Source organism: Deltaproteobacteria bacterium, from assembly GCA_019308925.1.
GTDB lineage: Bacteria > Desulfobacterota > B13-G15 > B13-G15 > RBG-16-54-18 > JAFDHG01.
In genome coordinates, this window is the sequence record JAFDHG010000027.1 from 12,583 (window position 1) to 27,135 (window position 14,553).

The window sequence follows — 14,553 nt, forward strand, 5'->3', positions numbered from 1 at the left end:
ATCTACCTGATCATCAACCCACCGACCTCCTCTAACCTCTCCAATACCTCTTGATGAAATCCGTTCACCTCCTCATCGGTCAAGGTCCTCTCTGGCGACCGATACCTTATCCTGAAGGCCAACCCTTTCTGCCCTGGAGGGATAGAAGCGCCCCGATAGCAGTCAAAGACCTCCACCGATTCCATAAACCTGTTCCCCACCCCCCTAATAACCTCCGTTATCTCTCCAGCTCTCACCTCTTCATTCACTACCACCGCCACATCCCTGGCCACAGATGGGAACCTGGGAAGGGGGGTAAATTTTATCCCGCTGCGGCAGTGCTCCAGCAGGCAGGGGAGATCGAGTTCAAAGATATATACTCCGGATGGGAGTTCATAGGCCTTGGCAACCTCAGAGTGTATCTCACCCAACACCCCTACCCCCTCTGCCTCCACCTTTACGACCGCCCCCTTACTTGGGTGAAGGTAGGGTATCCCCTCAGCGGAGGTAAAAGTGGGAAAGGGGGCCCCCAGCTCAAAGAGCAACCTCTCCACACAACCCTTGACACCATAGAAATCCACCTCCTTGGGGGGGACATTCCATCCCCCTCCCGCAAAGATACCCATTATCAGCCCTGCCAAAGTCCTCCTCTCCTCCGGGAGCCTCTCGTCCTCCTGGGGGTGATAGACCTCCCTTAATTCAAAGACCTTTAAGTCCGTATTCTTATGGCTCAAATTGTACCTAGATATCTCCAGCAACCCCGGCAACAGCGTGGTCCGCATCACCGATTGTTCCTCTGTAAGGGGATTGAGGATGGCCAAAGGGTGCAGCCTGGGGTCATCCTTGGGCAATCTCAGGGCCTGAAGGGATTGGGGGGAGATAAAGCTGTAGGTAATCACCTCATAGAATCCAAGACCAACCAGCACCTCCTTGGCCCGCTCTTCCAGCTCCTCTTCCCTGCGCCTCTTGAAGGGCAATATCCACACCTTGGGGATCTGAACCGGGATAAGATCGTATCTCTTGATACGCCCTATCTCCTCGATGAGATCTATCTCCCTGGTGATATCGCCTCGGTAGGTTGGGGGAGAAACCATCCATTCTTCACCCTTATCCTCCTTGAGCTCCATTTGGAGGCGCCCCAGGATCTCCTTTGCCTCCCGCCGCTCCAGTCTCAACCCCAACAGGGTGTTGACCTTAGCCAACCTCAGCCTGATCTCAGATCTGGGCAGGGGAGAAGGATAGCAATCAATAACCCCCTTTGCCACCTCCCCTGCGGCGAGCTCAGCGATGAGGGCACTCGCCCGCAGGGAGGCAGGCAGCACCCCCTCGAGATCAACCCTTCGCTCAAACCGATACGAAGACTCCGTCTGCAGGCCCAAGGCCTTGGAGGCACGCCTTATCCCCGCAGGAGAGAAATAGGCGCTCTCCAGGAGTACCCGAGAGGTGTCCTCCTGGATCTCAGAGTTCAACCCCCCCATGATCCCCCCGATGGCCACAGGTCTGACCGCATCACAGATCATGATGGTATCCTTGTCCAAGACCCTCTCCAGTCCATCCAGGGTAACAAAGGTCTCCCCTTCGCCCGCCCTCTTCACCACGATCTGCCCCCCCTCCAGCCGGTCAAAATCAAAGGCATGGAGCGGCTGACCATACTCCAACATGACGTAGTTGGTCACATCTACCACGTTGTTGATGGATCTCACACCCGCCCGCTCCAGCCTGGTCCGCAACCAAAGGGGAGAAGGACCTACCCGCACCCCTTTGATCAACGTGGCTGAGTACCTGGGGCATAGATCAGGGTCCAGGACAGAGACCCGAACAAAATCATCTACCTGCTCTTGCCCCTCACGGAGTTGCGAGGTGGGGGGGTGAAACCTCCCCCCTGTCAAGGCGGCTACTTCCCGAGCCATGCCGATCATGCTCAGACAGTCCCCCCTGTTAGGGGTAAGGGAGACCTCAAGGATGTGATCCCTCAAATTGAGGAAATCCATCAAGGGGGCCCCTACCGGGGCCTCAGGGGGCAGGATCATGATCCCTTCAGAGCTGGTGGAAAGCCCTAACTCTGCCTCTGAGCACATCATCCCCTCGGAGATCTCCCCCCGGATCTTTGCCTTCTTTATACTCACCCCTTGAGGTAATTCAGCCCCCACTAAGGCCAGGGCCACCTTGTCCCCCTCCTTCATGTTACGGGCACCGCAGACAATGGGATAGACCTCCTCTCCCACCCTAACCCGACAGAGGGTGAGTCGATCGGCCTGGGGATGGGGGGAGAGGGAGACAATCTGGGCCACCACTACCCCCCTCAAATCCGGGCCCACCTCCTCTACACCTTCCACCTCCAAACCGGCCATGGTGAGGAGTTCGGCAAGCTCAGAGGCGTTTAAGTCAAAATCTACATATTCCTTTAACCAATTGAAACCCACCCTCATCGGCTCTAAAACTGCTTGAGAAAGCGCTGGTCATTGGTGAAAAAGAGACGGATATCATTTATGCCAAACTTCAGCATGGCTATCCGCTCTATCCCCATGCCGAAGGCAAAACCTGTTACCTCCTCGGGGTCATAACCCACTGTTCGGAAGACATCGGGATCGACCATCCCAGCCCCGAGGATCTCCAGCCAGCCGGTCCCCCCACAGACGCGACACCCCTCACCCTTACAGATGACACACCCAATGTCCACCTCGGCACTGGGCTCTGTAAAGGGGAAAAAACTGGGACGAAATCTCAAAGGGGTTCCCTCTCCGAACATCTGCTGGATTAAAAAGGTCAGCACCCCCTTTAGGTGGGCAAAGGAGATCCCTTCGTCCACCATGAGCCCCTCTAGCTGATGAAACATGGGGGTGTGTGATACATCGGAGTCCCTTCGGTAGACGACCCCTGGGGCGATGATCTGGATAGGGGGGCGCTGGCTCTCCATCACCCTGATCTGGACAGGGGAGGTATGAGTCCGCAACAATACCTCTTCGGAGAAGTAAAAGGTATCATGCATATCCCGTGCAGGATGATCGCGGGGGATGTTAAGGGCCTCAAAATTGTAATAATCTAACTCTACCTGAGGCCCCTCCGCTACCTGAAAGCCCATCCTAGTGAATATATCCACCATCTGGGCCATCACCTGGGTGATGGGGTGAAGCCTCCCCCGCTGCAGATGGGTTCCAGGCAGAGTTATGTCCATCCTCTCCTGTGACAGCACCCTCTGCTTTGTCTCCTCACGGAGGCGGGCAAGGAGTCCCTCGATCTTCCTCTCCAGCTCAGCCTTGAGTGTATTGGCCTGCTCTCCGGCCCTGGGCCTCTCTTCAGAGGGAAGTTCCCGTAGGCCCCTGAGCAGGAGGGTAAGTTTTCCCTTTCTACCCAGGTAGTCTATCCTTATCTGGGATACCTCCTCCTCGGTGTCCACCTGGGCAAGCTCCCTCTGCGCCGATTCGCGAATAGACTTCAGGGCCTCTTCGAAAGAATTAGGCATTCTCCTTAGCTATCCTGACAAGATCGGCAAAGCCCTCGGCATCATGAACTGCCATATCTGCTAAGACCTTCCTGTCTAGGGAGACATTGGCCTTGCGCAGTCCCTCCATGAAACGACTGTAGGTCATATCTTGGGCCCTGGCCGAGGCATTGATCCTCACAATCCACAGCCTTCTAAACTCCCTCTTTCTGACCCGCCGGTCGCGGTAGGCATAGCGTAAGGCCCGTTCCACTGCCAGGCGGGCACTGCGCAGAAGCTTTGCTCGCGTCCCTTGATATCCCTTGGCCATCTTGAGGATCCGCTTTCTTCTGCGGGCCCCCCTTACTCCTCCTTTGACCCTCGGCATGACAAACTCCTCCTATCTACCCATAAGGGATCAATCTCTTTACTAACTTCACATTGACACCATGCACGAGATCAGGGGCCCTTAAGATCCGTTTCCTTTTAGGGCTCTTCTTGGTAAGGATATGGTTGGCAAAGGCCTTGTGTCGCTTGACCTTCCTCCCAGACCCCGTGATCTTGAACCTCTTCGCTGCCCCCCGCTTGGTCTTCAGTTTTGGCACGACTAACCTCCTCTATCTCCTTTTCCTTATTCAAAGAGAAGACCCAGTTTATCATATTCTTAAATAGGGGCCAAGATCACCACTATGCTTCGCCCCTCGAACCTGGGAGGGTGCTCCACCACCCCCCACTCCTTAGTCTCCTCAATGATCTTCTCCATCATCCGTTCTCCCAGATCCTTGTGGGCCAGTTCTCTCCCCCGGAAGACAATTGAGATCTTCGTCTTGTATCCCCCCTTCAAGAAACGCTCGACGTGCCGGAGCTTAACTTGTATGTCGTGCTCTTCTGTCTTCGGCCTCATCTTGACTTCTTTTAACTGACCACCCGCCTGCTTCTTCTTGGCCTCGTGGGCCTTTTTGCTCTGGAGGTATCTATACCTTCCATAGTCCATAATCTTACATACGGGAGGATCCGATTTGGAGGAAACCTCCACTAAGTCCAAACCAAAGTTGCTCGCCTGTTCCAAGGCCTCATGCAGGGACATAATCCCCATCTGCTCCCCCCCTGGATCTATGACCCTTACCTGGGGGGACCTGATATTCCTGTTGACTCGGACCTCCTTTTTCTCTATCTCCTTTCACCTCCTTACAGTAGATTAGCTTCCTGGAATCTTGCCTTCCTCTCGTATCAAGGCCAAAAATCTCTCCAGCGCCATCCCCTTCATATCCACCCCATCCCTCCTCCTGGGGGCTACGGTCCCTGAATGCTGCTCCCTATCGCCGATAATCAGCATATAGGGGACCTTCTGCAATTGGGCCTCCCTGATCTTGAAGCCCAATTTTTCGTTCCGAAAGTCCTGCTCCACCCTAACCCCTTCTTCCCACAGGCGCTGGTAGACCTTTTCCCCATAGGGGATGTTCCTATCCGTGACGGTCAGGATGGTCACCTGCACCGGGGACAACCAGATGGGAAAGGCTCCGCCATAATGCTCAATCAGGATGCCGATAAAACGCTCCATGGCCCCCAAAACCACCCGGTGAAGCATCACCGGACGGTGCCTTCCCCCATCAGAACCTATATACGTGAGGTCAAAGCGCTCGGGCATGGTAAAATCACACTGGATGGTGGCACACTGCCACCTCCTGTCCAAGGCATCCCTTAACTTTACATCGATCTTTGGCCCGTAGAATGCCCCCTCTCCTTCATTGACCTCATAGGAAAGACCTCCTTGATCCAGGACATCCATCAATGCCTTGGTAGCCATTTCCCAGTCCTCATCACTCCCGATGGACTTCTCCGGCCTAGTGCTCAGCTCCAACTCATAAGAAAAACCGAAGATGGCCATTACATCCTTGACGAAGTTGAGGATGCCCCTGATCTCATCGTGCAATTGGTCAGGCCGGCAGAGGATGTGGGCATCGTCCTGTGTAAACTCCCTCACCCGCAAAAGACCGTGCAGGACGCCCGACCTCTCATGGCGATTTACTATCCCCAATTCAAAATATCTGATGGGTAGATCCCTGTAGCTGCGCTGCCTCGATTTATAGATGAGCATATGGGCCAAGCAGTTCATGGGTTTGAGGGCATATTCCTGATCTTCTACCTTGGTAAAGTACATATAATCCTTATAGTTGTCAAAATGCCCTGATCTCTTCCAGAGATCCAGCTTCAGGATCTGAGGACCGATGACGAGGTGATATCCCCTCCTGAGGTGTTCTCGTCGTTCGAACTCCTCTAAGATGGAACGCAAAAGGGCCCCCTTCGGGTGATAGATGACCAGACCAGCCCCTGCTTCCTCATTGATGCTAAAGAGATCAAGCTCCCGCCCCAGGCGCCGGTGATCCCTCCTCTTGGCCTCTTCCAACCTCGTCAAATAGGCATCCAGCTCCTCCTGGGTGGGGAAGGCGGTGCCATATATCCTTTGCAACATCTTGTTGCGCTCATCACCACGCCAATAGGCACCTGCTACGCTGAGGAGCTTGAATGCCTTTATATGTCCCGTGGAGGAGAGGTGGGGGCCGCGACAGAGGTCGACAAAGTCACCTTGTCGATAGAGGGTCACCCGCTCATCCTCTATACCCCTTAGGATCTCTACCTTATATACCTCCCCCCTCTCTTGAAAAAACTTGAGGGCCTCCTCTTTGAAAACCTCCTCGCATATGAAGGGGAGGTCTTGGGCAATGATCTCCTTCATCCGGGCTTCGATCTTGGGGAGGTCTTCAGGGGAGAAGGTGCCTTCATAGTCGAGATCATAGTAGAAACCATCCTCCGTGGAGGGTCCTATGGAGAGTTTGGTCCCGGGGAAGAGCTCCTGTACCGCCTGGGCCATCACATGGGACGCACTATGCCTCATCCTGGCAAGGAAATCGCCCTCTTCTTTTTTCATAACTACAGAATTATTAAACATTTTTGGAATTTTATCAAAAAAAACTAATAAAAGGCATCATTAATTTAAAAAAATTAATGATGCCTTTTCCATCTTTAAAAAATAGAGATAAGAAAAACCCCTTCCTTTTCCCCATGAAAAATAAAGACATATGGTAGGCACGGACGGTTTCGAACCGTCGACCTCTACCGCGTCAAGGTAGCGCTCTCCCCCTGAGCTACGTGCCTATGCAAAAAATCCCTTTTTTGATATCAATTTCCCCCTCTTTTGTCAAGGGGAAATTACCCCAGGACGTAATCCCTCAGTCTTGGGGGGATGGGCTTCAAAGGGCCTCTCATCCCCGAGCGAAGTTGCTGGGAGCGGTGGGGTACCCACCGAGGGTGAGCAGGAAGGGGAAAGCCCCGCCTTTAGAGCGGGGAAGGGGCGAGTATTCCCCGCCTGCGAACCCCGAAAGGGTCACCGCGAAAGCTCTGAAGCGAGGGGATAAGGGGTCCTCCTCCCCTGATAACTGAGGCATTACCCTTCCTTGAGCACCACCCGATGGTAACGCTTCTTGCCCGCCCGCAGGATGATGTCTCCCTCCCAGAGATGCTCTTTGGTGATCCGCTCATCAGTCTCCTGGAGACGCCTCCCATTTACATAACCGCCACCCTGCAAGATCAATCTCCTCGCCTCCCCTTTAGAGCTACACAAACCCGTCTCGGCAAAGAGTTCAAAGGCGGCTATCCCCCTCTCCAGGCGTTTGTTCTCCAAGAAGGTGGTGGGCATGGACTCTAAGCTCCCTTCCTCGCCGGCGAAGACCCCCCTTGAGGCCTCGCGGGCCTCTTTGGCATCCACTTCACCATGGGTGACCTTAGTGGCTTCAAAGGCCAAGACCTCCTTGGCCCGACGGAGGTCAGCCCCTTTGAGCCGGCCATACTCCCTGACTTCCTCCATAGATAGCAGGGTGAACAGGGCCAAGAAACGTTCCACATCTCGATCATCAGTGTTTATCCAGTATTGATAGTATTCGTAGGGAGAGGTGTGCTCGGGGTCAAGCCAGATGGCCCCTTGTGCGGTCTTGCCCATCTTCTCCCCTGTCGCTGTGGTGATCAGGGGGAAGACCATGCCATATGCCGCCCCCCCCTCCACCCTCCTGATCAGATCAACCCCGGCCACGATGTTGCCCCATTGATCGCTTCCCCCCATCTGGAGGAGGCAATCATATTCACGGTAAAGATACAAGAAGTCATAGGCCTGCAGGAGCATATAGTTGAACTCCACAAAATTCAGCCCTGTCTCCAACCTAGCCCGATAAGATTCGGCGCTCAGCATCCTGTTGACGCTAAAGTTCCTTCCGATGTCCCGCAGAAATTCGATGTAGTTTAATCTGGTCAACCACTCGGCGTTATTTAAAAGGAGGGCTCTGCCCTCACCAAAATCGAGGTATTTGGAAAGTTGCTTCTTAAGACCATGGGAGTTCTTCTCTACTTCTTCGCCGGTGAGGATCTGCCTCATCTCCTTCTTTCCGCTGGGATCTCCGATAAGGACCGTACCCCCCCCCACCAGGGCAATGATCCGATGGCCGGCCCGCTGCATGTGCACCAAGGACATGATGGGGATCAAGCTCCCCACATGGAGGCTGGGGGCGGTGGGGTCGAAGCCGATATAACAAGTAATCTCCCTTGACCCAAGAAGACCCCTCAAACCCTCTTCATCGGTTACCCCTTCGATAAAACCCCTCTCTTTTAAGATACCATAGATATCCTTCATCCGTTCTGTTGATCCAACCCCATCTTAATCCTGTGGATCCCTAAACTTAGACCGGTCCCCTCATCCACCTCTACGATCACCCCTTGAAGCTCTATTCCCCCCTTGGCCGGCTCAAACTTGTTGGGGAGCATAGTAAGAAATCTCTCCAGGGCGGTCTCTTTTTTTATACCAATCACGGAGTCAGTGGGGCCGGTCATTCCCACATCGGTGATATAGGCAGTGCCCCCAGGCAACACCCTCTCGTCGGCCGTCTGGACATGGGTATGGGTCCCCAGAACGGCACTGGCGTCACCATCGAGGAACCAACCAAGGGCCATCTTCTCCGAAGTGGCCTCTGCATGGAAGTCGACGATAATCACTTCAGTTTCCCTCCTTAAAAAGGATAGATGCTCCTCAGCCATCTTAAAAGGCGACTCCAAGGCCTTCATGAAGATCCGCCCTTCCAAGTTTAAGACGCCGACCTTTTTCCCATCAGGGGTAGCATATATCCCGCTCCCCCTGCCTGGTGCACCAGAAGGGTAGTTGGCAGGGCGCAGGAGACGGGACTCCTGCTCCAGAAAGGGGATGATCTCCTTTTTTCTCCAGATGTGGTTTCCGGATGTGATGACGTTGACACCCAGCTCCAACAACACCTCAGCAACCTGGGGGGTAATCCCCATCCCCCCCGCGGCGTTCTCTCCGTTGGCGATGACAAAGTCAATACTTTCACCCACCAGATGGGGGAGGAGCTCTGCCACAGCTCGCCTTCCTTCCTTCCCTACCACATCTCCGATAAATAATATCTTCAACTTTCTCTCCCTTTCTATTTTGCGTACTCCACGACCCTTGTCTCCCTGATGACCGTCACCTTTATCTGTCCGGGGTAGCTCAGCTCCTTCTCAATCTTGTGGGCGATGTCCCGCGAGAGCATCACCGCCTCCTCATCGGAGATCTCCTCATTTTGGACGATGATACGCACCTCCCTGCCCGCCTGAATGGCGTAGGACTTCTCCACACCCGGAAAGGAGCTAGCGATCCTCTCCAGATCCTCGAGACGGTTAACATAGGTTTCAAACATCTCCCTCCGGGCCCCGGGCCGGGCCCCGGAGAGGGCATCGGCCGCCTGGACCAAGACCGCCAAGATGTTGTTAGAGCTGACCTCGTCGTGGTGGGCGGCAATGGCATTTACCACCTCTTCAGATTCCCCATATTTCCTGGCCAAATCGGCACCGATGGTCGCGTGGACCCCTTCCACCTCATGATCCACTGCCTTGCCGATATCGTGCAGGAGCCCTGCCCTCTTGGCTTGCTTCACGTTCAGATTCAATTCAGAGGCCATTATCCCACAGAGAAAGGCCACTTCTATAGAGTGCTGATATACGTTTTGAGCGAAGCTGGTCCTGTACTTCAACTTACCTATCATCTTGATCAACTCGGGATGCAACCCATGTACTCCTACATCGAAGGCGGCCTGTTCCCCTGCCTCCTTTATGCTGGTTTCTATTTCCTGTTCCACCTTGGGAACAATCTCCTCTATCCTAGCCGGGTGGATCCTCCCGTCGCTGATCAACCTCTCGAGGGCTATCCTGGCGATCTCTCGCCTGATGGGGTTAAATCCTGACAGGATCACCGCCTCAGGGGTATCGTCGATGATTAGATCCACCCCCGTGGCCGCCTCTAAGGCCCGGATGTTCCTCCCTTCCCTACCGATTATCCTCCCCTTCATCTCCTCGTTGGGGAGATTGACCAACGAGACCGTCTTCTCTGCCACGTACTCCCCAGCATACCTCTGTACGGCCAGGCTGATAATCTCTTTTGCCTTCTTGACCGCCTGCTCCCGCGTCTCATCCTCGATCTCTTTTATCCTCTTGGCGGCCTCATGTCGCGCCTCACCCTCCATCCTTTCCATCAGCAACCTCTTGGCCTCCTCGGAGGTGATATTGGCGATCTTCTCCAGCCTGGACCTCTCCTCCACCAACAGCTCCTGATACTTCCTCTCCTGTTCCGTCACCCATTTCTCCTTCTCTGCCAGGGTCCTCTCCCTCTTGTTGATCTCGATCTCCTTGGAATCCAATATATCCACCTTCTTGTCAATATTGGCCTCTCTTTGCAGGAGTCTCTTTTCCAGCCTTTGGAGTTCGGCCCTTTTATCGGTCATTTCCTTATCAAACTCGGCCTTGATCTGATATAGGCTGTCCTTGGCCTGAAGGAGGGCCTCCTTTTTCAGCATCTCCGCCTTCTTCTCGGCCTCGGCTATTATCCTCTCGGCGACCTTCTCCGCTGACTCCAACCTGACCTCCCCCAACCTCTTGCGGATGAGAAAACCTATCAAGAGACCTAACCCGCTGGCAGCAGCAAGGACAATAACTAAAATTAAAGGAGAAATCTGCATTGAAGCACCTCCTTCCTGGTATTAATAGGGAATGTGGGGGCTTATCTCAAGAAAGAAAAGAGAAAGTGGTGGGTTTGAAAAAGGCTAACGCACCAACTCAGGAAAGGGCCTCCTGTGACTGACTCTGGCGCATAAGATCAATCTCTGAGAGATTTTTTCGCCTGACAACAAATTCCTTTACCTCAGCAAGAATTTTTTATTTAAATCAAAGGCCCGGAGGCCTTTTTGGGGAGGCCATTCCGAAAAGATAGGTCCTGCCCACTCACCTTTCTTTTTCCCCGCTTACCCCATTTTTAAGGCTATAAATTCCTCCAGTCGCTCGGCCATTTCCTCTATCCGCTGCAGGAGCTCTTCTTTTTCCCCCTTCTCCTGCAGATATTCATGGGCTATATTCAAGGCCGTCAAGATTGCTATATGAAGGGTGTCCACCGTTTTGGTTTCCTCCGCAACCTCTCTCATCTTCCCATCCACATAGGTACCCACTTCCCTAACCTGTTTCTCAGGAAAATCACTCTTCAGCACATACCGTTTTCCGAAAATCTCAACCTCTGCGCCCCTCTTCACCATACCTGATCCCCCTTTTGTAACCATGAGGGTCATTAATGATCTAAGGGGATTTCCTCCAACCTCTCTATAAGCCGTTCTATCCTCGTGCGGACCTCCAACCTCTCCTTCTTTAGGGAGGAAACCTCTCCTTTAAACCTCTCTACTTCCTCCTGTTTTTCTTTAATCTGGGAGATAAGTTTTTCTCTCTCTCCCTTTAATGTGGTGTATCCCTCCAATATCTTGTTTAATCTCTCCTCTAAAACCACAAATTCATCGATTTCCCTCTCCTTTTCCATGGGTTGGAAAGATTTTAATCCCCTTTAAAGGGAAAGTCAAGCTCTTCCAAGTCCAATGGCTTTGGGCTATCTATTCATGAGATAGCTCTCTATAAAGACGTCTATATCCCCATCTAAAACATTCTCCGCATCCCCTCTTTCCACCCCAGTGCGGTGGTCTTTGACCAGCCGATAGGGGTGCAGGATATAGGAACGGATCTGATTCCCCCAAGCAATCTCCTTTTTGCTCTTGTGGAACTCCTCCATCTTTTGCGCCCGTTTGCGCATCTCCAGTTCATAGAGGCGGGCCCTGAGGATCTTCATTGCTGTGGCCTTGTTTTTGTGCTGAGAACGTTCATTTTGGCACTGGACCACGATCCCTGTGGGGAGATGGGTAATCCGAACGGCGGAATCGGTCTTGTTCACATGCTGCCCCCCTGCCCCACTGGCCCTGAAGGTATCTATCCTAAGATCGGCCTCGTCAGTCTCAATTACCACATCGTCGGGGGTCTCCGCGTAGACAGATACAGAGGCAAAGGAAGTATGGCGTCTCTTCCCTGTGTCAAAGGGGGAAATCCGCACCAACCGATGAATGCCCAACTCGGCCTTCAGATGTCCATAGGCGTATTCCCCCTTCACCATAAAGGTTACGTTCTTTATACCCGCCTCTTCACCTGCGAGGATATCGACTATCTCTGTAGAAAAGCCCCTGCACTCGGCCCATCTCAGATACATACGCAACAACATCTCGGCCCAGTCTTGAGCCTCTGTCCCTCCGGCACCAGCGTTGATGCTGACAATGGCGTTGCGGCGATCCTCATATTCGGTGAACATCCCCTCCAGTTCCAGGAACCTGAGCCTCTTTTCGGCCCCTTCCAACCTCCTTTGGGCCTCTTCGACCTCTCCCCCATCCTCCACCTCGGCTATCTCCAAAAGGATCTCCACCTCCTCCAACTCTTTAGCCAAGGCCTCCCATGAGTCGATGGACCGGAGAAGATTCCCCTTTTCCCTTAATACATCCTTCGCCTGTTGCGGATTCTCCCAAAAACTTGGGTTCGACTCTACTTTCTCGATCTCTTCAACCCGCTTTCCCTTTTTCTCAATGTCAAAGATGACCTCGTAAGTTCTCTAATCGTCCTTTTTGTTCAGCGTATATCTTTCTTAGTTCCTCCATCATTGCTCTTCTCCTGTAAACCTAGACCGACGTCTCCTCTAGGGTGTAATCAACAATCTCTTTTCCCTGCATCTCCTTCAGCACTTTTTTAGCCTCACTTCTTCCTAGGTATAACGCCTTTTTGTTGATTTCCTCCGTCCCTTTAGGAACCCGGCCAAGGAGAGCCGACTCCAAACTTGCGATACTGACCAGATCTGTCAACTCAGAGATGGCCCCTAAGGCCACGATATTGGCCACGATCTCCCGGCTCAAACGCTCCCGTGCCAATTTGGTAAGGGGTATCCTGAGCGCCCTAGGTGTGGGAACCTGATTCACAAAGGTCGAATCCACCAACAACGTACCATCCTCCTTGAGGCCAGGGAAATAAAGGTCACAGGAGGCTTGGTTCATGGCCAACAGGAGATCCACCTTTTGAGGCTTCGGATAATCGATCTCCTCATCACTGACCACGACCTCAGACTTACTCGCCCCTCCCCGTGCCTCAGGACCGTAACTCTGGGTCTGGACCACATGCAGCCCTTCATAAAGGCCGATGGCCTCCGCCAGAATAATCCCAATGAGGATCAACCCTTGTCCTCCTGCCCCGCTCAATCTGATTTCATATCGAAATCCCACTTTCTACCTCCCCTCTTATGCTGTCATATCCCGAGCCCTCTCCCTGATTCTGTCATACTCATTCTGGTAAATGGGGAGTTCTCTATCCACTAAGACTCCGGTGATGATCTTACCCTCGAGCTCCTCAGGAGAGAGCTTCTGAGCCTTCTCCACGGAAATAGCGTTATCCCTTTGCCATTTCAGCATGTCTACAGCGGAACCGAGTCTGTTCCGCCTCCCATATTGGATGTGACAATGGGTGATAGCCTCCACCACGCTGAAACCCTTCTTCAGCAGGGCCTTCTCTATCAATGCATCCAAACGCTTTGCGTTATATACAGCCTCCCTTCCAACAAAGACTGCCCCTGCTGTGACCGCGAGTTCGGCAATCTTAAAGGCATGTTCTATATGCCAGTAGGGTGCTGTGGTGGCCTTCATCCCATAAGGGGTGGTCGGTGAAAACTGCCCACCAGTCATGCCATAGATATTATTGTTGAAGATAATGGCGGTAAGGTCGACATTGCGTCTTGCAGCATGGATAAAATGGTTTCCCCCTATAGCCGTAGCATCCCCATCTCCCATAAATACAATCACAGTGAGCTCGGGCTTGGCCAATTTTATCCCTGTAGCAAAGGTGAGGGCCCGGCCATGGGTAGTATGAAGGGTATTGAAGTCCACGTAGACCGGCATCCTGCCCGAACAACCTATCCCCGAGACCAGGACGATCTCATCTTTGGTAAATCCTATGCGGTCGATGGCCCTGATCAGGGCACCCAAGATAATGCCGTTCCCGCACCCAGGGCAACAAACGTGAGGAAACTTCTTATCATGACGCAGGTATTTATGGATGAGTTTGGTTACCTCTTTCATGATAGGCCTCCGTGATCTTTTCAAGAATCTCCACCGGGGTAATCAAAGTCCCATCTAGCTTATTTAAAGTTTCCACTGTGGACACCCCGTTATTCACCCGCTTGACCTCCCGGGAAATTTGCCCCATGTTCATTTCAGGTACCAAGAGGACCTTTGATCTCCTGGCTACCTGCTCTACTGCCGGTCTATCAAAGGGCCAGATGGTCATAAGCTTCATCAGGCCCGCCTTGATCCCCTGCTCCCTGGCCTCCGCCACCGCCCTCTTGGCGGACCTCGCCACGGCCCCATAGGCGATGACCGTGATCTCCGCATCTTCTGTTTCAAAGGTCTCAGACATATGGATATCAGCAAAATTTTGGCTGATCTTCCTGAACAGACGTTTAAAAAAGGGGCCGATCTCATCGCTGCGCGAGGTAGGAAAACCCCTGATGTCGTGGATAAGGCCGGTGACGTGATACCGATACCCCTCTCCAAAAGGGGCCATGGGGGGTACCCCACTGGGGGTGTCAGCGTACGGGATATACCACTCTGGGGGGACCGTAGGCCTGATCCTATTGAAGACCTCCAATTCCTCCGATGGGGGGATGCTAATCTTCTCCCGCATATGGGCCACAACTTCATCTATCAATAAGATCACCGGAG

Annotated in this window: 15 protein-coding genes and 1 tRNA gene; all 16 read right to left on the reverse strand. The window is 53.1% G+C overall.

Translation table 11 applies throughout. From position 1 onward, the window contains the following. Positions 1-2: 2 nt before the first annotated feature. Entirely contained in the window at positions 3-2,402 is a 2,400-nt protein-coding gene (locus JRI46_05775; GenBank protein ID MBW2039093.1) for a phenylalanine--tRNA ligase subunit beta, read from the reverse strand. Positions 2,403-2,413: 11 nt separating this feature from the next. Further along, positions 2,414-3,442 (reverse strand): phenylalanine--tRNA ligase subunit alpha, encoded by a 1,029-nt coding sequence (gene pheS, locus JRI46_05780; GenBank protein MBW2039094.1) that lies wholly within the window; start codon positions 3,440-3,442, stop codon positions 2,414-2,416. After that, a complete protein-coding gene (rplT, locus tag JRI46_05785; protein ID MBW2039095.1) occupies positions 3,435-3,788 on the reverse strand; it encodes a 50S ribosomal protein L20 in 354 nt (117 codons plus the stop codon). The genes pheS and rplT overlap by 8 nt, the downstream gene beginning before the upstream one ends. A gap of 16 nt (positions 3,789-3,804) precedes the next feature. After that, positions 3,805-4,005, reverse strand: a complete 201-nt coding sequence (gene rpmI, locus JRI46_05790; GenBank protein ID MBW2039096.1) for a 50S ribosomal protein L35 — start codon at positions 4,003-4,005, stop codon at positions 3,805-3,807. Positions 4,006-4,064: 59 nt separating this feature from the next. Further along, positions 4,065-4,574 (reverse strand): translation initiation factor IF-3, encoded by a 510-nt coding sequence (infC, locus tag JRI46_05795; protein MBW2039097.1) that lies wholly within the window; start codon positions 4,572-4,574, stop codon positions 4,065-4,067. 24 nt (positions 4,575-4,598) lie between these two features. Further along, positions 4,599-6,350 carry a threonine--tRNA ligase gene (gene thrS, locus JRI46_05800; protein MBW2039098.1) on the reverse strand — a complete coding sequence of 584 codons (1,752 nt, stop codon included), beginning with the start codon at positions 6,348-6,350 and terminating at the stop codon, positions 4,599-4,601. Positions 6,351-6,481: 131 nt separating this feature from the next. Beyond that, positions 6,482-6,556 (reverse strand) — tRNA-Val (locus JRI46_05805). A 289-nt stretch (positions 6,557-6,845) separates the two neighbouring features. Continuing rightward, positions 6,846-8,081: a tyrosine--tRNA ligase gene (locus tag JRI46_05810; GenBank protein ID MBW2039099.1), complete on the reverse strand. Its 1,236-nt coding sequence runs from the start codon at positions 8,079-8,081 to the stop codon at positions 6,846-6,848. After that, positions 8,078-8,869: a TIGR00282 family metallophosphoesterase gene (locus tag JRI46_05815; GenBank protein MBW2039100.1), complete on the reverse strand. Its 792-nt coding sequence runs from the start codon at positions 8,867-8,869 to the stop codon at positions 8,078-8,080. Before JRI46_05815 ends, JRI46_05810 begins: the two co-directional genes overlap by 4 nt. A 14-nt stretch (positions 8,870-8,883) precedes the next feature. Continuing rightward, positions 8,884-10,452, reverse strand: a complete 1,569-nt coding sequence (rny, locus tag JRI46_05820; protein MBW2039101.1) for a ribonuclease Y — start codon at positions 10,450-10,452, stop codon at positions 8,884-8,886. Between the two features lie 282 nt (positions 10,453-10,734). After that, positions 10,735-11,019: a cell division protein ZapA gene (locus tag JRI46_05825; protein ID MBW2039102.1), complete on the reverse strand. Its 285-nt coding sequence runs from the start codon at positions 11,017-11,019 to the stop codon at positions 10,735-10,737. A gap of 32 nt (positions 11,020-11,051) precedes the next feature. Beyond that, positions 11,052-11,294: a cell division protein ZapB gene (zapB, locus tag JRI46_05830; GenBank protein MBW2039103.1), complete on the reverse strand. Its 243-nt coding sequence runs from the start codon at positions 11,292-11,294 to the stop codon at positions 11,052-11,054. A gap of 66 nt (positions 11,295-11,360) precedes the next feature. Further along, positions 11,361-12,450 (reverse strand): peptide chain release factor 2 gene (gene prfB, locus JRI46_05835; protein ID MBW2039104.1). Its coding sequence is split into 2 segments (ribosomal slippage): positions 11,361-12,380 and positions 12,382-12,450, totalling 1,089 coding nucleotides; the frame shifts between segments, so codons are not numbered across the junction. 18 nt (positions 12,451-12,468) lie between these two features. Then, positions 12,469-13,062 carry a 2-oxoacid:acceptor oxidoreductase family protein gene (locus tag JRI46_05840; GenBank protein MBW2039105.1) on the reverse strand — a complete coding sequence of 198 codons (594 nt, stop codon included), beginning with the start codon at positions 13,060-13,062 and terminating at the stop codon, positions 12,469-12,471. A 15-nt stretch (positions 13,063-13,077) separates the two neighbouring features. After that, positions 13,078-13,911: a 2-oxoacid:ferredoxin oxidoreductase subunit beta gene (locus tag JRI46_05845; GenBank protein MBW2039106.1), complete on the reverse strand. Its 834-nt coding sequence runs from the start codon at positions 13,909-13,911 to the stop codon at positions 13,078-13,080. Continuing rightward, on the reverse strand, positions 13,883-14,553 hold a 671-nt coding region (locus JRI46_05850; protein MBW2039107.1), incomplete at its 5' end, for a 2-oxoacid:acceptor oxidoreductase subunit alpha. The genes JRI46_05850 and JRI46_05845, both read right to left, overlap by 29 nt.

Bases quoted from the DNA above. Each gene is read 5' to 3' on its own strand.
- thrS (MBW2039098.1), bottom strand. From the start codon at position 6,350: ATGTTTAATAATTCTGTAGTTATGAAAAAAGAAGAGGGCGATTTCCTT.
- JRI46_05825 (MBW2039102.1), bottom strand. From the start codon at position 11,019: ATGGTGAAGAGGGGCGCAGAGGTTGAGATTTTCGGAAAACGGTATGTG.
- rplT (MBW2039095.1), bottom strand. From the start codon at position 3,788: ATGCCGAGGGTCAAAGGAGGAGTAAGGGGGGCCCGCAGAAGAAAGCGG.
- pheS (MBW2039094.1), bottom strand. From the start codon at position 3,442: ATGCCTAATTCTTTCGAAGAGGCCCTGAAGTCTATTCGCGAATCGGCG.
- rny (MBW2039101.1), bottom strand. From the start codon at position 10,452: ATGCAGATTTCTCCTTTAATTTTAGTTATTGTCCTTGCTGCTGCCAGC.
- zapB (MBW2039103.1), bottom strand. From the start codon at position 11,294: ATGGAAAAGGAGAGGGAAATCGATGAATTTGTGGTTTTAGAGGAGAGA.
- JRI46_05810 (MBW2039099.1), bottom strand. From the start codon at position 8,081: ATGAAGGATATCTATGGTATCTTAAAAGAGAGGGGTTTTATCGAAGGG.
- JRI46_05845 (MBW2039106.1), bottom strand. From the start codon at position 13,911: ATGAAAGAGGTAACCAAACTCATCCATAAATACCTGCGTCATGATAAG.